The organism is Rhodococcus sp. C1, from assembly GCF_020809065.1.
Taxonomy (GTDB): Bacteria; Actinomycetota; Actinomycetes; order Mycobacteriales; family Mycobacteriaceae; genus Rhodococcus_F; species Rhodococcus_F qingshengii.
Genome location: NZ_CP078080.1, coordinates 3,215,960 through 3,242,622 on the forward strand (window position 1 = coordinate 3,215,960; position 26,663 = coordinate 3,242,622).

The 26,663-nt window shown below is 64.5% G+C and carries 1 protein-coding gene; it reads right to left on the reverse strand.

Annotation, left to right across the window (positions count from 1 at the left end; genetic code table 11):
- Positions 1 to 50: 50 nt before the first annotated feature.
- Positions 51 to 26,627: a non-ribosomal peptide synthase/polyketide synthase gene (locus tag KTR60_RS14860; protein WP_228400992.1), complete on the reverse strand. Its 26,577-nt coding sequence runs from the start codon at positions 26,625 to 26,627 to the stop codon at positions 51 to 53.
- Positions 26,628 to 26,663: the final 36 nt, after the last annotated feature.

Sequence of the window (26,663 nt, forward strand, 5' to 3'; positions counted from 1 at the left end):
CCGGGGTCCATCACCCTGTGTGTTTCACTCATACCCATGTCGAACCTGGTTCAGACACCCCACTGAGCGATAACTTCTCGCAATCGTACAGCTATGGTTGCCGCCGGACCCGGTTCGATCATCTGGTTGTGTTCGCAATCGACTTCGGTGACTCGGATGTCCCCTTCTACAAACCTTCGCCATTCGGCGACATCGTGTCCGTTCTCCGTAGATCTTCCGGCTACGAAGAACTCGATGGCTCCAACGTGGACAGGCGGTTGGTGCCGATTCGTCAATTCGACGGAGTGGGAGTAACCGTGACTGATCCGCGCCAGATGCTCCGCTTCGATTCCGATTCCGGCACCCAGGGTCTGCTCCAGCAATTCCGCCGCTTCTTCGAAGGTCTCGACCGTCTTGGATCCCGCCGGCATCGCGAGCCCGGCCAGTAGTTCGGAGACCGAGAGTTCTGCGGGCTGATCGGAATCCGACGACGGATAGCTGTCGAGTATCGACAGAGTCACGTCACGTCCGCTCCGAGTGAGGCTGTGTGCCACGGCGTGTGCGATCACGCCGCCGAGCGACCAGCCGGCCAGATGGATCGGGCCGGTCGATGCCACGGCTGCAATGCGATTCGCGTAGTCGTCGGCGAGTTCGGTCAGCGAGTCGAAGCTGGGCCCGCCGCTCAGGGACGGTAGCTGAAGACCGTAGACGGGTTGATCCAGCTCGAGATGCTTGACGAATTCTGCGTAACCCCAGGACAATCCGATACCCGGATGGACGAAGAACAGTGGTGCACGATCGGATCCGGCGCGCAGCGTGATCATCGGGGCGAGAAGATCCGACGAATCGTCCGGCGAGTGTGCGTCCATTCCGTCGGCAGCCCGGGCGACTCCGGCAGGTGTCGGATCCAGGAAAAGCGATTGCAACGGCACTCGCATCCCGAGACGCTTCTCGAGTTCGATGGTGATGCGAGTGGCCACGATCGACGTTCCGCCCAGTTCGAAGAAGTCGTCGTCGACGCCGATGTGCTCGTGCCCGAGCACGGTCTCGAAGATGTCGACGACCGTTCGTTCGGTGTTGTTTGTCGGCGGTGCGTACGGGACCGTGCGTCGCTCGAAGCTCGGGGTCGGCAGTGCCTTGCGGTCCAGCTTGCCGACCGGTGTCACCGGAATGCGGTCGACGACGACGATCGCGCCGGGAACCATGTGCGCGGGCAGGCGAGAAGACAGATGGCGGCGAAGCTCCCAGTCGTCGACGGTCTGTCCTTCCACGGGCTGGATGTAGGAGGCGATCATCGTCTCCCCCGACGGCGCTTCGTGCCCGAGTGTGGCGGCGAAGTAGACGGATGGGTGTGCCATCAGGACAGAGTCGATTTCGCCGAGCTCGATGCGGAATCCGCGGACTTTGATCTGGAAGTCGCTGCGGCCCAGGTATTCGAGGGTGCTGTCGGAGCGCCAGCGCACCAGGTCGCCCGTGCGGTACATCCGCTGGCCTGGTTCGCCGAACGGATCGGCGACAAATCGGTCGGCGGTGAGGTCGGGACGATTGTGGTATCCCCGGGCGAGTCCGGGGCCGGTCACGTACAGCTCCCCGATGACTCCCACCGGCACGGGCTTGAGGTGCCCGTCGAGGACCAGTCCGGCAAAGCCGATGGCCGGTCGTCCGATGTTGATGTCCTTGCCCGGCCGCATGGGTTCACTGACGCTGGCCTGGATGGTGGATTCGGTGGGTCCGTATCCGTTGAACATGCGACGGTCGCGGCCCCAGATGTCCACGAGTTCGGGTGGGCAGGCCTCGCCACCGACTGCGAGTACGCGGAGTTCGGGTAGCGCGGAGCTTTCGATCGAGCTGAGCGCGGTCGGAGTGATGAACGCGTGTGAGACGTGTTCGTCGGCAAAGATTTCGGCCAACTCGGATCCGCCGAAGACCGTCGGTGGGATGACGACCAGGCACGCTCCGCTGCCGAACGCCATCATGAGTTCGAAGACCGAGGCGTCGAAGCTCGGTGATGCCAGGTGAGAGATCCGCGAATAGGGCTGGACGTTGAATCTCTGATGTTCCTCGGCGTTGAGGTTTGACAACCCGAGGTGGGTGACGATGACGCCCTTCGGCTTCCCGGTTGAACCCGAGGTGTAGATCAGGTACGCGGGATGCCCGTGATGCAAGGGGATCGTGCGGTCGCGATCGGTGATCGCGGCTGCGCTCTGGGCGTCGATCTCGTCGACGGTCTCGGCTTCATCGAGGACCATCCACTCGACCGTGTCGGGAAGTTGACTGCGGTGAGCGTCGTCGGTGATGCCGAGTACGGCCCGCGAATCGTCGAGCATGTGGTTGATGCGATCGTCGGGATAGTTCGGGTCGACCGGCAAGAACGCTGCACCGGTTTTTGTGACCGCCCAGATCGCGACGATCTCCGCAGTGGACCGCGGCAGACCCAGCGCCACAAAATCTTCGGGACCGACGCCGCGCCGACACAGTGCGCGCGCCAGCTTCGTCGATTCCTCGTCGAGCTCGCGGTAGGTCATCGACCTCTCGCGACTCGAGAGGGCTGGGGCATCCGGGTTCGAGGCGACTGCTTCGGCGAGGATCTCCGGCCACACCCGCGCTCGAGTCGCGGCGGCACCGGATGCCGGCACCAGGGCAGCTGTTTCATCGGCGCCGAGGATGCCGATGTCGGCGATACGTGTTGCGGGTTCGCGTCCGACAGCGTCCAGGATCAGGCGCAGTCGGTCGGCAAACCGACGAATGGTGGCGGGTTCGAAGAGATCGGTTGCGAAGTCGAAGGCTGCGGACATCCCAGCCGGGATGCCGAACTCGTCGAACTTCTCGTCGACGATCAGCTCCAGGTCCTCCTTCGCGAATTTGGTTTCCACGGTCAGTCCGTCGATGTCGAGGCCGGGTAGGTGGAAATGTGCGGGTTCGTTGTTCTGAAGTTCGAGGGCGACCTGGAACAACGGTGAGTACGACGTGGATCTGGTTGGGTTGATGACGTCGACGAGCCGTTCGAATGGCAGGTCCGAGTTCTGGAATGCGGCCAGGTCGATTTCCCGGACGTGCTCCAACAGGTCGGCAAACGTGATGTCGGGATCGACGCTGGTTCGCAGGACCAGTGTGTTGACGAACATTCCGACGAGATGGTCGAGCGCTGCCTGACCTCGGCCGGCGATCGGTGTGCCGATGGTGACTTCGTCGGCGCCCGACAACTTGGACATCAGCACTGCGAGCGCGCCGTGCAGCGCCATGAACATCGTGACACCGTTTGCCCTGGTGAGGTCCGCGAGGGCGCGGTGGGTGTTCGCGTCGATGTCGAAGGTGAATCGGTCACCGTGGAAGGTCTGTTGCACGGGTCGCGGGTGGTCGGCGGGCAGTGCGATGACGTCGTCGAGTCCGGCGAGTTGCTCACTCCAGTAGTGCAATTGGCGACTGATGACGGATTCCGGGTCGTCTTCCGATCCGAGGACGCGATGCTGCCACAACGTGAAGTCTGCGTACTGCACCTCGAGTGGCGCCCACGTGGGCTCGGTCCCTGCCGTACGCGCCAGGTAGGCCGTCATCACGTCGCGTGCGAGCGGCGCCATCGACGAACCGTCGGCGCAGATGTGATGGACCACGACAAACAGAATGTGAACGGGTTCAGCGGTGTCGAGTCGGAACAGTGCCACGCGCAGCGGCAGGTCCACCGACACGTCGAAGCCGGTCGTGGCGAGTCGTTGCATGCGCTCTGCGAGTTCGTCCTCCCCCAACGTCATTTCACGGACCGGCGGTACTGCCTCGTCGACGGTGAGCACTTGCTGAATCGGATCGCCGCCGACGGCGGGGAACACCGTCCGCAGTGTTTCGTGCCGCTCGACGACGTCGGCGATGGCCTGTTGCATGGCCGTGACGTCGAGGTCACCGGTGAGGCGAACAGCTAGTGGGATGTTGTACGCGGCTGAGCGTGTGTCGAATTGGTTCAGGAACCACATGCGCTTCTGCGCCAACGAGAGCGGGACGCTGCCATTGCGCTCCATGGGAGTGAGCGGCACAGTGCCGACGGCAGTGACAGCGCTGGAGAGCCGTTCGGCGAGCTGAGCCGTCGTCGGTGCCTCGAACAGCACGCGCACCCCGACGTCGATGTTCAGTGCGGAGTTGAGCCGCGAGACCACGCGAGTGGCGATCAGCGAGTTGCCGCCGAGCTCGAAGAAATTGTCGTCGACGCCGACCCGTTCGACGCCGAGTACGTCGATGAACGCATCGGCGATCCGACGTTCGAGGCTGGTGCCGGGCGCCCGGAATTCCACACCGGTTCCGGTGAACTCCGGCGTCGGCAACGCTTTTCGATCGAGCTTGCCGACCGCGGTGCGCGGTAGCTCGTCGACGATCATGATGCTGGCCGGAACCATGTGCGAGGGAACACGTCCGGCGAGGTGCGCGGTGATCTCTGCCCCGGTCAGCGTCGATCCTTCCTCGACGGTGAGGTAGGACGCTAAAACTGTGGCGCCGGCCGGTCCGTCGACGCCGAGTGTCACGCAATTCGTGACACTCGCCATTGCGGTGATCTGGGCGTCGACCTCGCCGAGCTCGATGCGGAATCCGCGAATCTTGACCTGGAAGTCGCTACGCCCGACGTATTCGATGGTGTGATCGCTTCGCCAGGAGACGATGTCGCCCGTGCGGTACATCCGGTCGCCTGGCTTGCCGAAGGGGTCGGCGACAAATCGCTCGCTGGTCAGGCCGGGACGCCGGTGGTATCCGCGAGCCAGGCCGATGCCGGCGATGTACAGCTCACCGGGAGCTCCGACGGGTACAGGTTGCAGGCGCGAATCGAGGATCATCTCGTGCACGCCGCGGATCGGTCCACCGATCGTGATGGGTGCGCCCACTGTCATGGGTTCGCTGATGTCTGCCATGACGGTTGTCTCGGTCGGGCCGTAGGCGTTGACGAATTCTCGTCCGGGAGCCCAGAGGCCGACGAGATGCGGCGGTAGTGTCTCTCCCCCGACGACGACGTGCCGGAACTCGTCCAGGCCGGCCGGGTCGACGGTGGCGAGTGCTGCCGTGGTGACGAACGCGTGAGTGACGTGTTCGCGGCGGATGAGACTTGCCAGTTCGGCGCCGCCGTAGATGTCGGTCGGGACGATCACCATGGTTGCTCCGACACCGAATGCCTGCAGGTACTCGAAGACGGCTCCGTCGAAGCTGGGGGTGGCGAAGTGCAGGGTTCGAGAGTGGTGATCTGCGTGGAATCGACGCTGCTGGTCGAGTGCGAAGCTGTCGAGTCCGGTGTGGGTGACGACAACTCCCTTGGGTCGGCCGGTGGATCCCGAGGTGTAGACCACGTAGGCGGCGTTGTCCATGACCACCGGTGCACGCCGTTCGTCCTGGGTGATCGGCAGCGTGCAACTGGTGGCGACGTCGTCGTCGAATGCCTCTTCTCCGAGCACCAACCAGGACACGATGGGTGGAAGTGTGTCGATGGCGTCGACGACGGTCAACCCGAACAACACCTCGGAGTCGCTGAGCATGTGTTCGATTCGGTCAGCCGGATAGGTGGGGTCGACGGGGACGAACGCTGCGCCGGTCTTGGCCACCGCCCACACCGCGAGTACGGATTCGACGGACCTTTCGATGCCGATGGCAACCGACGTCTCGGGCCCGGCGCCGCGGCGAATCATGGCTCTGGCCAACTGGTTCGAGCGCCGGTCCAGTTCGGCGTAGGTCATGGAACGGCTGCCGGCCGAGAGCGCGATGCGGTCGGGATAGGTGGCAGAGACGTCGGCGAGAATCTCTGGGAGCGTTCGCGCGGAGCGCCCCGGGGAGCCGAAGACCGGCGCAAGATCACGGCTCTCGAACTCCGTGAGAACCTGCAGACGGGCCAGCGGCTGATCCGGTGCCGAGGCGAGTTGCCCGAGGACGATGCCCACGCGCTCGGTGATCTTGGCGACTTCGCGGGCGGAGAAGTGCGTCGGCAAGTACTCCATCTTCAGATTCAGCGTGTCACTTTCGGACGCCACCACGGCAATCGGATAGTGCGCCGAGTCGCGTCCGTCGATGCCGAGAACGTGCATTCCCGCGATGTCGGTTTCGGCGGTCAGGGCTGTCTCGTCGACGGGATACGACTCGAATACCGTCAGGGTGTCGAAGGAACCGGCGGCGCCGACTGCTCCGGCGATGTCCGACAGTCCGATGTGGTGGTGGTCGAGCAATGACGCTTGCTCGGATTGGACGCGAATGGCCAGTTCGGCGAGGGTTTCTCGGGCGTCGAGGCGGACTCGGACAGGCACCGTGTTGATGAACAGGCCGACTATCGATTCCACGCCGGGCACCTGTGGTGGGCGTCCTGAGACCGTTCCGCCGAAGACGACGTCGTCGCGTCCGAGAAGTTCGGCGAGCACGATTCCCCATGCCACCTGTACCAGGGTCGCCATGGTCAGGCCGCGGCTTCGCGCGAACGCCCGAAGAGTCTCGGTTCGTTCGGTCGGCAGCGAGTACGAGTGGATTTCACTTGCCACGGTTTCGGCGGCGGTGTCTGCCCTCGAGAGGTGGGTGGACGTGTCGACGCCCCGTAGCGCTTCTTGCCACGCCCGTAGCGAAGTCTCGGGTTCTTGCTTCGAGATCCAGGAGAGATAGTCGCGATACGACTGAACTCGGGGCAGAATCTCGGGGTCACCGTCGGTTGCGTAGAGAGTGAGCAGGTCTCGAAGCAACAGCGGGGTGGACCAGCCGTCGAGCAGGATGTGGTGGTTCGTCACGACGAGGCGTGCTGTGTCCGGTCCGATTCGCACGAGCATGAAGCGGATCAACGGGGCTGTTTCCATGTCGAAACGATGAGCGCGATCGCGTTCGAGCAGCTGACCGAACGCGACTTCGCTGTCTTCGGCTCCGGACAGGTCGATCTCGGCCCAGCCGATGTCGACACCGGAACGGATCACCTGCAGTGCCCGCCCTCCCGGTGCGGAGACAAATCCCGCGCGCAGGCTCGGATGACGATCAACCAAGGCCTGCGCGGCGCGGCGCAGGCGCGGCGCCTCCACCCGACCCCCGAGCTCGAGGGTCAGTTGCACCATGTACGGGTCGATTTCGGTTTCGTCGAACTGGGCGTGGAAGAGCATGCCCGACTGCAGAGGTGACAGTGACCAGATGTCGGTCAGGTCGGGGAATCTGCGCTCGAGCTGTTCGATGCTCTGTTGATCCGCGGTGACGAGATCGAGATCGGTGGGCGTGAGCTCGCGCTCGGAGTGTTCCTCCACGTATTCACTCAGTGCGCCCAGTGCTCGGGCCCAGAGCTCCGCCAGTTCGGTGACTTCGGCCTCGCTGAGAATGCCGCGGGGGAAGGACCACGTAGCGCGCAGAATCGGACCGTGTGCGGTATCGGTCGTGACGGCGTTGATGTCGAGCACCGACGCGGCGGCCAATTCGCCGCTGTGCGCTTCGTCGAGGGTGACTTCCGAGATCGGCAGCCACGGCACTTCGCCGTGCTCGGGATCCGAGCCGGCAAATCGTCCGAGGTAGTTGAACGAGATCTGCGGCGTGGGCAGCTCACGAAGTTCCTCGTTTCGATCGAGGTACTTCAGGATGCCGAACCCGATTCCGTTGTCGGGCAGGCCGAGCAGCGTTTCCTTGACGAGTTTCACGGCGGAGGCGGCGGTTGATCCCCCGGCCAGTGCATCGACGACATCGAGTCCGGTGAGATCGATCCGGACGGGGAACAAGGTGGTGAACCAGCCGACCGTGCGCGAGAGGTCGGCGCCCGGTACGGCGTTCTCCTCGCGGCCGTGCCCTTCGAGGTTGACGAGCACTTCCCCGCTGCGCTGTCCGCGCGATCGACGCCAGGCGGTGACGGCAATCGCGAGAGCAGCGAGCAGTCCGTCGTTCACCGAGCCTCCGAAATGCTGAGGCACCGTCGAGATGACGTTCTCGGTCACGGAGGTCGGAACGTCGACGCTGACTCGGTCGACGGTGGCTCCGACATCGACGGCTGGGTCGAGCCCGCGTGCCCCGAGCAATGGCTCGTCGGTCCGCATTCTCGACCACAGGTCGATCTCGTCGCGTCGCTGCGCAGCGGTCTCGGCGAGCGCTGTCGCCCAGCGACGTATCGACGTTCCGCCCGGCGGAAGTATGGGTGTTTCTCCGTCGAACGCCGAGGCATAAGCAGTGACCAGGCCCGGGACGAGCATGCGCCAGGACACACCGTCGACCGCGAGGTGATGAAGGACCAGGAGCAACCGTCCGGCTTCGGCCCGGTTGCCGTTCGAGCTGACGGGATCCAACCAGACTGCGCTGATCATCTTCCCGTGTTCGGGATCGAGGCGGCTGGATGCGTCCTGCATCGCGGTTTCCGCAGCGGCGACGAATTCTTCGCCGCTGGTGGACACGATGGAGGTTCGGCGCAGGATGTCGGGGGCGGTGATGCTCCCTGGCTCGCGGATCTCGAGTTGGTGAGTCGCGGCGTCCAGGCGCGCCCGCAGCACGTCGTGACGATCGAGGATCGTTTGCAATGCTCGTTCCAGCGCGGGGCCGGAGACATCCGCGGGCAGTGCGATCAGCGCGCTCTGGCTGTAACTGCGGATCGTGCTCAGGTCACCGCGACTGCGTTCGACGAGCCACTCCATGATCGGCGTGAGCGGTAGCGGGCCGGCTCCCCCGCCGGGTAGCTCCGTGAGAACCGGTGCCGTTTCCGATGATTCGATGAGGAGCACTTTGGTGAGGCCGGCCACGGTCTTCGCTTCGAAGACGTCCCGCGGAGTGAAGACGAGGCCTGCGGACTTCGCCCGTGAGACGAGTTGGATCGACATGATCGAATCGCCGCCGAGACCGAAGAAGGAATCGTCCACTCCGATACTGCCCCGACCCAGCACCTCCGCGAAGAGGTCCGCGAGGACCGCTTCGGTAGCGGTGGCCGGCGCCCGCGTCGCCTCGGTTGTTCCCGTGACGGTGAAGTCCGGAGCCGGGAGGCTGCGTCGGTCGAGCTTTCCGTTGACCGTCAGTGGAAGCGATTCGAGGACGACGATCACGGTGGGCACCATGTACTCCGCGAGTTCGGCGGCGACGAAGTCGGTCACCGTCGCTGAATCGACGGTACTGCCTGTTTCGGCGACCACGTACCCGACGATCCGCGGTGACGCTCCCTCCGTTCGAACAAGTGCTACCGAGGCAGCGACGCCGGGGCAGCGGAGCATTGCGGCTTCGATCTCTCCGAGTTCGATGCGGAAACCACGCACCTTCACCTGGAAATCACTGCGGCCCACGTACTCCAACTGCCCCGCGTCGTTCCACCTCGCCAGGTCCCCGCTCCGATACATTCGATCCCCCGAACTACCGAATGGATCGGGAAGGAACCGCACCGAAGTCAATGCGGGTTTCCCGAGGTATCCCCGAGTCACCTGATCACCGGCGACGTACATTTCGCCGACGACACCTGGTGGTACCAAGTTCAGTCGCCGATCGAGTACGTAGACGGACAATCCCGGTACTGCTCGCCCGATGATGCTCGCCGACGCGTGCTCGCTGTCGTTGCGGTCGAGTGCGATTCGACTGACGTGCACTGTCGTCTCGGTGATCCCGTACATGTTGACCAACGTCGGAGCCGTGTCGGCCCGCCTGTCGTACCACTTGCGTAACTGCCCGAGGTCGAGCGCTTCGCCACCGAAGACGACGTAACGCAGTGCAAGGTCGGGATCCGTGCCGTTCGGTGAGTACGCACGGTCGGCTTCGGCGAGTTGGTAGAAGGCGGTGGGCGTTTGGTTCAGGACCGTCACTCGCTCACGGCGGAGCAGTTCGTGGAACATGTCCGGTGATCTGGTCGTGTAGTAGTCGACGACGACCAGTCGGCCGCCGTGTAGCAGCGGCCCCCACAACTCCCAGACGGAGAAGTCGAATGCGTACGAGTGGAACATGGTCCACACGTCCGTGTCGTCGAACCCGAACGTCGGGGCGGTGTTGTCCATCAGAGTCAGGACGTTTCGGTGGCTGACCTGGACACCTTTGGGGCGCCCTGTGGATCCGGACGTGTAGATGATGTACGCGATCGCGTCGGGCAGAAGTGGTGTCGTCCGGTCCGCGTCGGTGATGCGACGGGGCGCGGAGTGATCGAGGCGTACCGCGATCTCCGGCGATCCGAGTTCGACGACGTCTATGCCGGATTCGATGATCTCCGATGGTAGGTCGCTTCGGAAGTCTCCGGTCGTGACCAGGCATACCGGCCGCGCGTCGTCGAAGAGGAACCGCATGCGCTCGGCCGGGTAGGTGATGTCGACCGGCAGGTATGCCGCTCCGGTTTTGATGACGGCGACGAGGGCGAGCACGAGATCGGTGGTTCTGGGCATTGCAACGGCAACCACGGATTCCGGACCGATACCGCGGCCGATCAGGAGCCGCGCCAGGCGGTTAGCGCGCCCGTCCAGTTCGGCGTACGTCATGGCGCCGTCGCTGTCGTTGACCGCGGTCGACGACGGATGTGCTGCAACAGCCTCGAAGAATCGGTCCGCGATGTTGTCCGCTGGAGCCGGTTCGGCGTGAGTGTTCCACTCGGTCAGCATCTGTCGACGCTCGTCGGCGCTCACGACGTCGATGTCACCGGTAGGAGTCGACGGCTCTCGGGAGACCGCCTCGAGGATGGTGAGCAGTCTGCGTGAGAACGAATCGATCAAGTCACCGTCGAACAGGTCTGTGGCGTAGATGAATTCGGCGTCGATGCCATCCGTTCCGCCATCCGCGTCGTAACGCTCGGTGACCGAGAGTTGCAGATCGAACTTGGCGACGGGTAGGTCGAACTCGACTCCCGAGACCGACAGCCCCGGCAATTCGAGTTGTGGGAGTGCATTGTTGCGGAACTCGATGAGGATCTGGAACAACGGAGTGTGCGAAGTCGAGCGTTCCGGGTCGAGTGCGTCGACCAACCTTTCGAAGGGCAAATCGGTGTGCTGGAACGCGCCGAGGTCGCCTTCGCGAACCTGGGCGAGGACGTCCTCGAACGACGCGTCGGGCGTGATCTGTGTTCGCAGCACGAGAGTGTTGACGAACATACCGACCAGGTGATCGAGTTCGGCCTCGCCGCGGCCGGCGACGGGTGTCCCGATGGCGATGTCCTCGGTACCGGCCAGGCGCGCCGCAAGTACCGCCAGTGCTGCGTGCATGAGCATGAACATGGTGGTGCCGTGCTCACGTGCCAGGTCGGTCAGCGCCCGATGGGTCTGCGGCGATACCGCGAACCGGTGGACCGAGCCGACCATGGACGGCTTTGCCGGACGTGGGAACGACGTCGGCAACGCGATCGGCTCGCCCAGTCCCGCGAGTCGGTCCTTCCAGTAATCGAGCTGACGGGTCAGAGCCGAGTCCGGATCTTCCTCGGAGCCGAGCACTTCGTGCTGCCACACAGCGAAGTCGCCGTACTGCACGGCCAGTTCCGACCAGTTCGGCGCACTGCCGGCACTGCGGGCCGCGTAAGCCGCTGCCACGTCCGCTGCGAGGGGGTTCATCGAGAACCCGTCGGCGACGATGTGGTGGACGACGATCACGAGTACGTGCCTGCGCTCGTCCCCGTCGACGCGCAGGACCGCGCAGCGGATCGGAACTTCGGCCGAGGCGTCGAAGCCTGCCGAGGCCAGCTCGAGGATTCGATCGGACACTCTGGCAGCAGTGACGATTTCCGGCTCCAGGATCGGCATGACCTCGTCGCTGGACATCACCTGCTGAACCGGCTGTCCGTCGATCGAGGGGAACTTCGTCCGCAAGCTCTCGTGGCGCCCCAGTACGTCCGCTACCGCGGCCTGCAATGCGGCGAAGTCCAGATCGCCGTCGAGGCGCACTGCCAGGGGAACGTTGTAGGCGGGGGACGTCACGTCGAACTGGTTGAGGAACCACATCCGCTTCTGTGCCAGTGACACGGGCAGTGGGTCCGGGCGGGATCGCCGAGTCAACGGTGGTCTGGGGTTCTCGCCGCGGCCGACGCTCTCCGCCAGACGAGACAGCTGCCGAACTGTCGGAGACTCGAACAATCCTCGAACGCCGATGTCGGTGCCGAGAAGTGCGTTGACGCGGGCGATGACGCGGGTCGCGGTCAGTGAGTTTCCGCCGACGTCGAAGAAGTGAGTGTCGATACCGATCGGAGACACTCCGAGCACGTCCTCGAAAACGCCCACCACCAGCCGTTCCAACTCGGTGGCCGGTGCAGTGAGTGTTTCGGCATCGGTGTCGAAACGAGGCGCCGGAAGAGCAGCCCGATCGACCTTGCCGACGCCGGTCAGCGGTAGTTCGTCGAGCACGACGACGCTTGCGGGCACCATGTGTGCCGGCAGTAGCTCCCGTGCCGCCGCCCGGATGTCCTCGGCGCTCACCCGGCGTTCGTCGTCGCAGACGACATATGCCGCCAAGGCCTGCTCGTCGGAGGGTCCGCGCACCGCCAACGTGACCGCGTACTCCACGCCGGGCAGCTGACCCAACGCCGTGTCGACCTCGCCGAGTTCGATACGGAAGCCGCGGATCTTGACCTGGAAGTCGCTGCGTCCGAGGTACTCGATGGTGCGGTCGCTGCGCCAGCGCACCACGTCGCCCGTGCGGTACATCCGCTCCCCCGGCTCGCCGTACGGGTTGGCGACAAATCGTTCGCTTGTCAGTGGTGAGCGCCCGTGATAGCCGCGCGCGAGTCCGACTCCGGCGACATACAGTTCGCCGGGAACTCCGACGGACACCGGTTGAAGTCTGCGATCGAGGACGACCTCGCTGAATCCGCGGTTCGGCGGTCCGAGATAGACCTTCTCGCCGGCCGGGATGGGGTCGCTGAGGTTGCAGGAGATGGTGGTTTCGGTGGGTCCGTAGACGTTGACGAACGATCTTCCCGGCGCCCAGGTGCGCACCAGGTCCGCCGAGGGCGCCTCGCCGCCCACCGTGATGGTGGTCAGTTCGTCGATTCCCTCGGGATCCACCGACGTCAGCGCTGCAGGCGTGATGAACGCGTGGGTGACATGTCCCTCGCGGAGAACGTCGGCCAGTTCGGTTCCTCCGTAGACGGTGGTGGGAGCTACGACCAGTTCGCCGCCGACGGCGAAGGCGAGCAGGTACTCGAGAACGGAGGCGTCGAAGCTCGGAGAGGCGAAATGCAGTGCGCGTGAATTCTCGGTGAGACCGTAGCGATGACGCTGTTCGTCGGCGAAGTTCTCGAGACCGGTGTGCGTGACGACGACGCCCTTGGGTCGGCCGGTCGAGCCCGAGGTGTAGATGAGGTAGGCGGTGTTCTCCAACCGCGGGGTTCCCCGGCGCTCGTCCTCGCGTAGCGGCGCCGCGGATACTCCGGAGAGCCGAGCGATGCTCGTCGGGTCGTCGAGTTCGAGCCACTTCGTCACACCGCCGTCGCCGGGTCTGTGGGCAGCCGTGGTCAATCCGAGCGAGGATGCCGAGTCCTCGAGCATGAACGAGATCCGGTCACTCGGGTAGCGAGGATCGATCGGCACGAAGGCGGCGCCGGTCTTGGTGATCGCCCAGACCGCTGCGACGGATTCGAAGGAGCGTTCCACACAGATCGCCACCCGTGAGTCCGGGCCGGCGCCTTCCGAGATGAGCACGCGCGCCCACTGGTTCGACGCCTCGTCCAGCTCTCGATAGGTCATCTTTCTCTCACCACAGGACAGTGCGACCCGTTCGGGGAATCTGCTCGCGGTGTCCGAAAAGATGCGATCGAGTGTCCTGACCGAGCGGCCCTGCCGGCCGCGCGCGGGAACCAATTGCTGCACTTGCGAATCCGGCATCAGGCGCAGTTTCGCCAGCGGGAGATCCGGTTGCGCGGTGATCAGCTCGAGGGTGCGGAGCAGCCGGTCGGCGATCGCGTCGATGTCGTGATCGCCCAGGACTCCCGGGAAATACTCGAATTTGAGCCGCAGTCGCCCGTCTGCCGCAGAGGCAACGATCGCGAGTGGATAGTGCGCGGCATCCTCGGCGTCGTGGACGTCGAGAACGTGCATTCCGGCTATGTCGGTACCGGAGGAGAGTCCACCGCGGTCGACGGGATACGACTCGAACACAGTCAGCGTGTCGAACGATGCAGCGGACCCCACAGCCGAAGTGATATGCGAAAGCCCGACATGATGGTGATCGGACAACCGCGCCTGTTCCGCTTGGACGCGAACGCACAGCGCCGCCAGGGACTCTCGCGGATCGAGGCGAACTCGGACGGGGACGGTGTTGATGAACAAACCCACCATCGACTCGACGCCGGACACCTGGGGTGGTCGGCCGGAGACGGTTCCACCGAAGACGACGTCGTCGCGGCCGAGGAGTTCGGCGAGCACGATTCCCCAGGCCACCTGGATCAAGGAGGCTGTCGTCAGGCCACGGGAGCGGACGAATCCACGCAGAAGTTCCGTCTCACGTTCTCCGAGCGCTGTGGTCGTCGAGCGTGAGGTAGCGCCGTCCTCGTCGACGGCGTGAGTTCCGGTGAGCAGCGTCGGGTCGTCGAGTCCGCGGAGTGCTTCGCCCCAGGCTTCGATCGACACGCTGTCGTCGCGAGTGCTGATCCAGCTCAGATAGTCCCGGTAGGGGTGTACGCGTGGGATGGCACTGTGATCACTGTCTGTCGCGTAGAGCGTCAGTAGGTCGCGGACCAGCAGCGGCATCGACCATCCGTCGAGGAGGATGTGGTGGTTGGTCAGGATCAGCCGATACGCGTCGTCACCGGTTCGCAGAAGCAGGAACCGCAGCAGGGGCGGAGTGGCCATGTCGAAGCCGCGGACCCGATCCGCATGGAGAAGCTCGCGTATCTCGGTCGCTTGTTCGGTGGGGGCCAACGGAGAGATGTCGATCTCGGTCCACGGCACGTCAACGTCGGCGCTGATCACCTGCACCGATCGTCCACCGGTGTCGGTCGTGAACGCCGCGCGTAGGTTCTCGTGTCTGTCGAGCAGTGCCTGTGCGGCGCGGTGCAACCTGGACGCGTCGACGCCGTCGAGTTCGAGTGCGAGTTGGACGGTGTACGCGTCGACTGTGTGTTCGGCGTAGCGGGCGTGGAAGAGCAGTCCGGATTGCAGTGGTGAGAGGGACCAGACGTCGGTCAGTGTCGGGAACTCGCGCTCGAGGTGGTCGATGGAATCCTGGTCGAGGTCGATCAGGTCGATGTCCGACGGGGTGAGTCCCCCGCGTTCGCTGTGTTCGGCATAGGTGGCCAGCGCGCGCAACGCCTGCACCCAGAGGTCGGCGATGGCGCGAGCATCGCGCTCTGCCAGTACGCCGGTGGGATAGGCGATAGTGGCACCGATGTGCGGTGCGCCCGAGATCTCGGTGGTGACGACGTTGACGTCCAGGACCGAACCCACTGGCATCTCGGACCGCGCTGCCGCTTCCAGATCGACGTCCCGGGCCAGTGCCCAGTCCCCCAGTGACTCTCCTGCTTCGGTGCCGGAGAAACGGCCCAGATAGTTGAACGAGATCTGCGGTTGGCGGAGGTCTTCGAGTTCCGCTCGACCCACCTCGTCGAGGTAACGCAGAACTCCGTAGCCGATCCCGCTGTCCGGAACACCCAAGAGTTCTTCCTTGACACGCTTGAGCACCACCGCTGCCTCTGGGGCGCTGCTCATCACTTCCGCGATGTCGATGCCGGCGAGGTCGATCCGCATCGGGAAGACGCTGGTGAACCAGCCGACCGTGTGCAGGACGTCCGCACCGGGCACCACGTGAGCTTCGCGTCCGTGGCCCTCCATCGAGATGAGTACGTTGTCGGTTCGTATGCCCTGTGCCTGCCTCCACTGCGTCAGTGCCAGTGCGAGAGCAGCAACGAGACCGTCGTTGACTGATCCACCGAAAAGCGCCGGAAGCGTGGTCAGGACTGTGTCGGACAGTTCGACGGGTACGTCGGCGACAACTCGGCCGACCGAATCGAACGTGTCGAGCCGCGGGTCCAGCGGCCGGGTTCCGATCAGCGGGTCGGCACCTTCGAGTATCGAACGCCACCGGGGCAATTCGACTCTTCGATCGGGCGCGATGTCGCGGAGCGCATGCGACCAACGACGAACCGACGTGCCCGAGTACGACGGCTCCGGTTCCTCGCCTGCATCGATGCGGTGGAAAGCCGACGCAAGTTCCGGCACGAGGACGCGCCAGGAGACACCGTCGACGGCGAGGTGGTGGATCACCAGGAGCAGCCGGCCGGTGTTGCGCACGCCGGACAACCAGACGACCCGCACCATCACGCCCCGGCCGGGGTCGAGTTCTCGACGCGCACCGCCCAGTGCGTCGACGATCGCCGCGTCGAACACCGCGGTGCCCGGCTCGGCCTCTACCTCGATCACCCGGCAAATATCCTCGGCTGCAACAGATCCCGGCTCGCCGACAACAAGCCTGCGCTCGCCGTCGAGCTCGAGGCGTGCGCGAAGGATGTCGTGACGATCGAGAACAACTTGAAGAGCCGCGGTCAACTGCTCCACACTGTGAAGCCCGTGCGGCGCGTTGAGAAGAGTCGCTTGGGAGAACGAATCGAGACCCCGGAGATCGGAGCCGAGCCGGTCGAGCCACCACTGAGCCACCGGCATCAACGGCACGAGGCCCACGCCGTCTCCGGGAAGTTCCTCGAGCACCTCGGGTTCGTCGTCCTTGGTCGATGCCAGCAAAACCGCAAGACCGGCGACCGATTTCACCTCGAAGACGTCACGCGGGGTGAAGACGAGCCCGGCATCGCGGGCACGGGCGACGAGCTGAATCGACATGATCGAATCGCCGCCCATCGAGAAGAACGAGTCGTCGACGCCCACCGATTCGACACCGAGGACATCGACGAACAAGGCGGCCAGCGTGCGTTCGGTATCGGATTCGGCGGCCCGCGAGCGTGCCTGGGTTGCTCGCAAGTCGGGAACCGGCAGGGCTCGGCGGTCGAGCTTTCCGTTGGCAGTCATCGGCAGTTCGTCGAGAACGACCACGACCGCAGGAACCATGTACGGGGCCAGAGCCGAGCCCGCGAACGCGATGACGGCCTCGGGATCCACAGTCTGAGCGTCGTTGGCAGGCACGACGTATCCGACGATCCGTGCGGCGCCTCCGTCACGTTCGAGCGTGGTCACCACGGAATGTGCAACGCCGGGATAGCGAGCCAGAACTGCCTCGATCTCGCCGAGTTCGATGCGGAATCCGCGAATCTTGACCTGGAAATCGCCTCGACCCTGGTACTCGAGTTCGCCGTTCTTGTTCCACCTGGCGAGGTCGCCGGTTCGGTACATCCGTGTGCCCGCACTGCCCGCGGGATTGGGCACGAATCGTTCGGCGGTCGTGCCGGCGCGGTTTCGGTAACCGCGGGCGAGTCCGTCGCCGCTGACGTACAGCTCTCCCGTCACTCCGACCGGGACGCGGTGCAGGCGATTGTCGAGGACCCACGCGGTGATGCCGGTCGACGGGCGACCGATCGTGACTCGATCGGTCGGGGACATCGGCTCGGTGATGCTGGCGACGACCGTCGATTCGGTTGGTCCGTAGGCATTGATCATGATCCGGTGATCGCTGACCCAGGCGGCGACGAGGTCGGGTGGGCAGACGTCGCCGCCGGTTCCGATGCACACCAGCTCGTTCAGTCCGCTCGGATCGACCGTGGCCAGTGCGGCTGGTGTGATGAAGGCGTGCGTGACGTGCTGGTCGGCGATCAGACTCGTCAGTTCGGTTCCGCCGATGATGCTCGGTGGGGCGATGACCATCGTGGCCCCGGCACCAACAGCCATCAGGAGTTCGAGAATCGAGGCGTCGAAGCTCGGTGAGCTGAAATGCAGCGTGCGCGAGGTCGACTCGACGCGGAAGCGACTGCGTTCCTGCTCGGCGAGTGCCGAAAGCCCACGGTGAGTGACCATGACGCCTTTGGGGACGCCGGTGGAACCGGAGGTGTAGATGACATAGGCCGGGTTGTCCAGGGACACCGCAGCCAGCAGCTCCGAGGCATCTATCCGCTGATCACCGATCTGTTCGAGGGTTGCGAGTGTCTTTGCCTGATCGAGCAGAACGGCGTCTGCCTCGTCGGGGACGACACCCACATGCTCGGCGGTGGTGAGAACGACGCCCGCTCCCGAGTCGTTGATCATGTGGTGCACGCGGTCGACGGGATACGCCGGGTCGACGGGTACGAATGCAGCGCCGGACCGGGCAACCGCCCAGATCGCGACCACGGATTCCAGTGAGCGTGGTAATGCCAGGGCGACAACGGATTCCGGACCGACCCCGCGGCTGATCAACAGTCGTGCAAGCCGGTTGGCGCGGCGGTCCAGATCGGAGTAGGTCAGATGGCGGTCGCCGAAAATCAGTGCAGCCCTCTGCGGTTCGTCGACGTACTTCCGCTCGAGCAACGTCGAGAAGTGAACCTGCTCGGGAAGTTCCGGTGCGACGGCGCGAATCGTGTCGAGATCACTCACGAGATCGATGTCGCCGACCGGCGTGTGCGGTGACTCGGTGACAGCACCGAGAATCCGAACCAGGTATCGAGCGAAACCTTCGACGGTCGACTCGTCGAACAGGGCGCTCGCGTAGGTGAACCCGGCCTCGATTCCGGCCGGCCGGCCGTCGTCGTCGAAGGTCTCGGCAAGCGTGAGTTGCAGATCGAAATTCGAGACGGCGGATTCGAGTTCGAGGACCTCGACGTCCAAATCCGTCAGACGAACTGCTGGCCGAGTGGTGTTCTTGAACTCCAGCATCACCTGGAACAACGGTGAATGCGACGTCGACCGCTCCGGAGCCAGCGCATCGACGACGCGCTCGAAGGGGACGTCTGCGTGAGCGAAGGCGTCGAGGTCGGTGCTGCGAACTCTGGCCAACAGATCGGTGAACGAGGCGGCGGGGTCGACGTCGGCGCGCAGGACCAACGTGCCGACGAACATACCGACCATCGGATCCAGTAGGGCATTTCCGCGCCCGGCGATCGGTGAGCCGATCGTGATGTCTTCCATGCCGGACAATCTCGCCACGAGCACTGCGTATGCGGCGTGTACCGCCATGAACATACTGCTTCGGTGTTCGATCGCGGTTTCGCTCAGACGGCGGTGGATGCCGGCATCGATGTCGAATCGAACGACGCCGCCCGAGAGATCCTGCACACGCGGACGCGGTCGATCTGCGGGGAGCGCAAGAAGTTCGGGAACACTCGCCAGTTGACGTGTCCAGTACTCGAGCTGACCTGCAAGAGTGCTGTCCGCTTCGTCGATCCGACCGAGAGCCCTTTCCTGCCAGATGGCGAAGTCCGCGTACTGGACCGGAAGAGGAGACCAGTCGGGCGCCTCACCTCGATGCCTTGCCGAGTACGCGCTCATCACGTCGAACGCCAACGGTGCCATCGAGAATCCGTCGGCGCAGATGTGATGGACGACCACGGTCAGGACGTGATCTTCTTCGTCGACCTCGATCAGTTCCGCCCTGATCGGTGGAGCCTGCGTGACGTCGAAGCCCCTCGAGGTGAGACGTTCGATCTCCCCGAGTACCGCTTCGGCGTTTGCGGCGACAACCGGCAGCGCGCCCAACGCTTCACCGGGTTCGACGATCACTTGCGCCGGCACTCCCTCGATCATGGGAAACAGCGTGCGCAGCGATTCGTGGCGAGTAAGCACGTCGGTGATCGCGCCCTCCAACACGGCAACGTCCAACCGGCCTCTCAGCCTGATCGCTATGGCGACGTTGTACGCCGCGGACGTGACGTCGAATTGATTGACGAACCACATGCGCTTTTGTGCCAGCGACAGCGGGATCGTCTGTGGCCGCGGCAATGCCTCGAGCGGAAGGACTGCCGGTCCCCCTCGTGCCGTGGCGCACTCGACCGCCAACTGCGCAACGGTCGGCGCGTCGAACAACTCTCTGATCGACAAGTTCAACGACAGCGAATCGTTCACGCGCGCCACAGCGCGTGCAGCGACGAGGCTGTTTCCGCCGATCTCGAAGAAGTTGTCGTGAACACCGACTGCCCCGGATTCCAGAAGCTCCTCGAAGATCGCCGCCAACTGCGCTTCGAGCGGTGTTCGCGGCGCCAGATACGTCTGCGAGCTGTCGAAGCTGGGCGCGGGCAGAGCCTTTCGATCAAGCTTGCCGGTCGAACCGAGAGGGAACACGTCGAGGGCGATGACCACAGCGGGAACCATGTAGGCCGGAAGGAGACCTCTCAACTCGGTGCGTAGGCCGTCCGTGTCGATCGAAGTGCCGGTGTCGGCGATGACGTAGCCGACCAAACTGTCACCGACCACGTCGTCGTGATGGACGAGAGCAGCAGCTTGCGCGACACCGGGCAGCCTGAGCAATGCTGCTTCGACCTCGGCGAGTTCGATGCGCTGCCCGCGGATCTTGACCTGGAAATCGCGTCGACCGACATAGTCGAGCAGCCCGTCGGCGCGCCACCGGACGACATCACCGGTTCGGTACATCCGGGTGCCAGACGGGCCGTACGGGTCGGCCACGAACCTGTCGGCGGTGAGATCGCTGCGCCCGAGGTATCCACGCGCCAGTTGCACTCCCGCCAGATACAGCTCGCCGTGAACGCCGACCGGAACCGGATGCAGCCGCCCGTCGAGGACATAGAGCTGGGTGTTCCACACGGGCGCACCGATGGGAACGGTGACGGTCATGTCGGGGGTGAATTCGGCGGCGCTGACGTCGACGGCAGCCTCCGTGGGTCCGTACAGGTTGAACAGTCCCGCAGAACTCAGACGGGTGAACGCCTCCGCAGTGGTAGGCGCGAGCGCTTCACCGCTGCAGAACACCTGACGCAGGCTCGCGCACTGCCCGGCAGTCGCGGCAGCGACGAATTCCGCGAGCATCGACGGAACGAAGTGCGCCGTCGTGACGCCTTTTTCGGCAATCAACGCCGACAGGTACCCGGGATCACGGTGCCCGTCCGGTTCCGCGATCACCAACTGCGCGCCGGTCTGCAGGGGCCAGAACAGTTCCCACACCGAGACGTCGAAGGTCACCGGGGTCTTGTGCAGCACCACGTCCGACGCGTGAAGGGGGTACGTGTCCTGCATCCACAGCAGGCGATTGACGATCGAACGGTGTGATACTGCAACACCTTTCGGTCGACCCGTCGATCCGGACGTGAAGATCACGTAAGCAGCATTGTCCGGGCGGAGGGGTCCGAGCCGATCAGCGTCGGTGATCGGCGCCGTCGTGGACACCTGACGATCGAGATCGACGTCCACGATCGGGACTCGCGCGGGAAGAGCGCCGTGGTCCTGGGGCCGGCTCAGCACGCAGATCGGTTCCGCGATGTCGAAGACGTACGCGATGCGCTCGGCGGGATGATCGGGATCCACCGGGACGTATGCCGCACCGGCACGGATCACGGCGTGGACCGCGACGAGTAGTTCCGGTGACCGTCGAATCGACACCGCGACGCGCATGTCCGGGCCGACCCCGCGGGCGATGAGGGTTCTGGCAAGTTCACCGACCCTCGCGTCGAACTCCGCATAGGTCAGTGTCCGCTCGCCGAAGACCAGCGCGGCCCCCTCGGGTGTCCGGGCTGCCTGCTCCGCCACCAGGTCCGAGAGGGTGGTGATCGGTACGGCGTGTTCGGTGGCATTCCAACGCTCGAGGACCAGTTCCGCCTCGCCCGGAGCTGTGAGATCGACGTCGCCGACGACGGATTCCGGGTAGGCAGCTACCGCGTCGAGGAGCATCGTGAAGCGATCAGCGAGGCCGGACATGGTGTCCGAGTCGAAAAGCTGGCTGGCGTAGTTCAACTGGCCGTCGAGATGGTCGCCGCGGTCGGTGAGAATGACCTGAAGGTCGAACTTTGCCGCGCCCGTCGACAGTTCGTCGACCGTGACCTCGAGCTCGGGCAAAGTGACCTCGGTGGGAGCGGCGCCCTGCATCACCAGCATCACCTGGAACAGCGGCGCCTGGTTGTCTGCGAGGGATTCGACGAGTACGTCGTACGGCACTTCGGTGTGCTGCAAGGCCGCCACGTCGACGTCGCGGACGCGGGTGAGAACTTCACCGAAGGTGAGTCCCCCCTCGAGAACCGTCCTCAGCACCACCGTGTTGACGAACATTCCGACGACGTCGTCGAGAGCGCGCTCGCTCCGCCCGGCCACCGGAGTGCCGATCGTGATGTCGTTCGCTCCGGATTCTCGGCTGAGCAGGACGGCCAGCGCGGCGTGGATCACCATGAACACGCTGACGTCGCTGCGCGCCGCGATCTCGCCGACCCGGCGGTACGTCGCGGAGTCGATCCGGAAATCGAGATCGTCACCGCGGAGCGAGACACCCGCAGGGCGCGGATGATCCATCGGCAGTTCCGCGAGCTCACCGCGTTCGGTGAGCGTGTGCGACCAGAACCGCAACTGCTCGGCAAGAATAGAATCCGGGTCGGACGCTTCACCGAGCGCTCCGCGTTGCCACTCGCTGAAATCGCCGTACTGCACTTCGAGTGGCAGCCACGCCGGCACGCGTCCGCTCGCCCGCGAGGCGTACGCCACCATCACGTCACGAGCCAGCGGCGCCATCGACAGGCCGTCTGCTGCAATGTGGTGCACGACGAGGACCAAGGTGTGCTCGCGTTCGTTCACCTCGAGCAGAGTCGCGCGGATCGGCACCGATTCGCTGACGTCGAATCCCTCTCGCGCGAGCTCACTCGCCCGCGCCGAGGTCGCTGCGGCAGGCACCGTTTCCACCTCGAGATGATCGAACATCTCGTCCACACCGAGAACGTGCTGGACGGGGCCACGCGCACTCTCGGGGAAAACGGTCCGCAAGATCTCGTGTCGAACGATCACGTCCCGCAGCGCGGTGAACAGTGCATCGACGTCGAGATCGCCGGTCATCGAAACCGCGATCGGAATGTTGTACGCCGGCGAACTCGGATCGAGTTGATTGGTCAGCCACATTCGTTGCTGCGCCAGAGATACCGGTATCCGGTCAGGGCGATCGATACGCGTCAGTGCCGGGGCACGTGTGTTCCGCGAGTCCGCGAGGTCGGCACGTGCTGCCAGAGCGGAGACGGTCGGCGCCTCGAAGAGGTCGAGAACGCTCAGCGTCGTTCCGAGAGCTCCGTTGACTCGCGACACGACGCGGGTCGCGATCAACGAGTCACCGCCGAGGTCGAAGAAACTGTCGTCTGCTCCCGCCCGGGTGATACCGAGCAGATCGCAGAACACCGCCGAAATTCGCTTCTCGGTCGAGGTCTCGGGGGCACGGTATTCAGCCGACCCGCCCACAGAATCGATGTCCGGTAACGCTTTCCTGTCGATCTTTCCTGCCGGAGTCAACGGAATGGAGTCGAGGACGACGATCCGCGCCGGAACCATGTGGGCTGCCAACGAAGATCTCGCGTGGGCGACCAGCTCGGAGTTGTCGATGTGTGTGCCCACAGCCGCCGTGACGTACGCCGCCAACAGTGTTTCCCCACTCGGGCCCGCAACTCCGGCGGTGACTGCCTGTGCGACGCTCGGGTGGCGGCGCAGCACGTCGTCGATCTCGCCGAGCTCGACGCGGAAACCGCGGATCTTGATCTGGAAGTCGCTCCGGCCGAGGTACTCCAGCTCACCCTCGCCGTTCCACCGCGCGAGGTCACCCGTGCGGTACATGCGCTCTCCCGCAACACCGTTGGGGTCGGCAACAAATCGTTCGGCCGTAATCGTGGCACGCGCGTGGTACCCGCGCGCCAAACCGACACCGCTCACATAGAGCTCGCCGGCGACACCGATCGGCACCGGTTGAAGCCGCGAGTCCAGGAGGACGGTTGCGGCTCCGCGCATCGGCTTCCCGATGGTGACGGGAACATCGCTGCTCAGCGGTCCGGTCAGAGTGGCGACGACGGTGGTTTCGGTCGGTCCGTACGCGTTGAACATCGAGCGTCCGTGTGACCACTGATCCACCAGCGCGGGTGAGCATGCGTCGCCGCCGGTCACGACCACTCGTAGATCCGGTAGGCCGGCGGGATCGACTGTTGCCAGCGCGGCCGGGGTGACGAAAGCGTGGGTGACCCGTCCGATACGCATCACCTGTGCCAGTTCGTCGCCGCCGTACACGGTGGGCGGCGCGATCACCATCGTTGCCGCGCCCCCGAAGGCAAGGAGGAGTTCGAGGACCGAAGCGTCGAAGCTCGGCGAAGAGAAATGCAGGGTGCGGTCTCCAGGTTCGACTCCGAACCTGACTCGTTCTTCGTCGGCGAAGCTGCTCAGCCCGCGGTGACTGACCACGACGCCTTTGGGGACACCGGTGGAGCCGGACGTGTAGATGAGGTATGCCGGATCGTCGTAGCTCAGGCGCGTACGCCGCTCGGCGTCGACGACCGGTGCATCGGAATGGTGCGAGGTGTCCAGTTCGTCGAGGAGCAGCCAATCCACCGAATCGGCGAGCCCGCCATGGTGCTCCCCCACACTGATTCCGACTACAGCTCCCGAATCGGTGAGCATGTGCCGAACACGATCCTCGGGGTAGTGCGGATCGATCGGGAGGAAGGCACCGCCGGTCTTGGCCACCGCCCACGTCGCGGTCACCGATTCGAGAGACCTCGACAGCGCAAGGGCGACATAGGTGCCGGGGCCGACTCCCCTGTTGATCAGTTCACGGGCGAGTGTGTTCGACTCGGCGTCGAGATCCCGGTAGCTCACCTCACGATCACCGAATACGAGCGCTGGGGCATCGGGGTTCACAGCCGAGGCCCGGCGGAGAATATCGGGGAGGGTCAACGGGGAGGACGCGGTCGCTCCCCGCGCCGGTACCAGGGACTCACGCTCGAAGTCGTCGAGGAGATCGAGGTCTCCGACCGGCGTTCGCGGGGCTGCTGCTGCGCCTGCAAGGATCCGCACCAGTCGCGAGAGGAAGGCTCGGACCGTGGATTCGGCGTAGTGCTGCGTGGAGTACGCAACCTCGAGGGCGCCGGTATCTGCGTGGACGTCGATCGCCACGTCGAGGCCGGCAATCGTGGTCTCCTGCGAGCCGTCGTTGAGGTGGACGTGCAACTCGGGCAGTGCGGGGACACCTGCCGCCGATCGAATCGACAACGTATCGCGTTCTCGAGCAAGAGAACTCACGAACTCGTCGAACGGTGCCGCCGGATCGACCTCGCAGCGCAGGGGCAAAGTTCCCCACTCGGTCCTCGTTCCGATCAGCACGTCCCGGCGCTCGGTCGATCTCGACAGCAACGAAGCAAATGCGGCATGGACAACGGCAAAGAGGGAGACGCCTTCCGTGCGCGCAAGTTCGGCGACCGCGGGATCGAGTGGGACGCTCAGCCGATTCGTACCGGTGGGCTCCGATTCGGCGTCGATTCGCTCGAGGCCCAGTGTCTCGAGGTCCAGTGTGGAGCCCTCGTCGGAGTCCCCCAGGTATCTCGCCCAGAACCGCTCGAGTTCCCTGCGCTGTGCACTGCGCGCCCCTGCCTCGGCACTTGCCGGATGAATCCGGTTCATCGGCGTACCGGCCGGTGCTGCTGTCAGTTCTGCGACCAACTCGGTGAACGCCCGGTGGTGCTCGGCCAGTTCGTCGTGGCCGTAGCGATTGGGGTTTCCGCGAAAGTCGATCAACGTCTGCGCCGGATCGCCGCTCTGGTACACGTTGACCAGCAGATCCTCGACCGGACCCGACGTGACGATGTGATACTCACCGGTCAGTGGCCCGAGGGTTATCTCCTGCCGGAAGAGCATCACATTCATCATCGGGCCGGACAGACGCGCGTCGCCGACGGTCAGACCGGCATCACGCCGGATGTCCTCGAGGCTGCATCGCTGATGACGAAGCGCACCGAGAAGTTCGAGTTGCACGCGCCCGACCAGATCGTCGACACTTTCGTCCGGGTTTACGTGGATGTGTAGCGGCGCGACGTTGACCAGCATTCCGCCGGACCGCTGCAGCGGTGCCGTCGTCCTCGCGGAAACCGGCAGGTTGATCAGCACGTCGTCGTAGCCGGTACTGCGGGACAGGTAGCACGCCAGTGCCGAAATCAACACTGCGGCCGGAGTTGCACCGGAACGTGAATTCCACTCGTCCAAGGCAGCAAGGCTGTCCGCCGACATCGCGGCACTGACGAGTTCACTGCGTGCAGTCGGGGGTCCCTCACGGGTGGCCAACGTCGAACCGTGTTCGACGCCCGACACACGCTGGGCCCAGTACTCGCGGTCGGCTTCGAATCGGCTCGATTCGCGGTACTTCTGGTCGAGCTCGGACAGCGTCGTGACGTCGAGCGCCTTGTTCACCGCAGGTTCTCGACCTTCGACGGCTGCGGTGTAGATCGCCGCAATCCGATTGACGATCGTCATACCGCTGTAACCGTCGAGAGCGACGTGATGAATCCTGGTGTACCACAGGTAATCCCGATCACCAGTTTGAAGAATTGTCATCTCGACGAGACGATCGCGAGTCAGATCGAGCGTCGTCGCGTAATCGTTGTCCATCCACTCCGAGGCAGCCTGCCGAGGGTTCTCACGCTCGCGGAAGTCGAAGTAGTCGATGCCCGGGTCGATCGTGAAGTCCACGATCTGGCAGGGCTCCCCATCCGGGTACATCAACCGTAGAAACGGTGATTCGAACTCGTGGGCAGCCTCCACCGCGGCGCGACTGAGCAGTTGCATGTCCAAATCGCCGTGGAACTCGATGTACTGCGCGATGAAGTACGGGACCGTCGGGTGAAGTTGCTGCGCAAACCACATGCTGCGCTGCACCGCAGACAGGGGGAACGCTCCTGCCGGCAGGCTTCGCGATCCGGTGAGCGGGTCGATCCTCTTGTCGGTATCCATCACGACCACCCCCACACAGCGTTGTGACGATCAGCG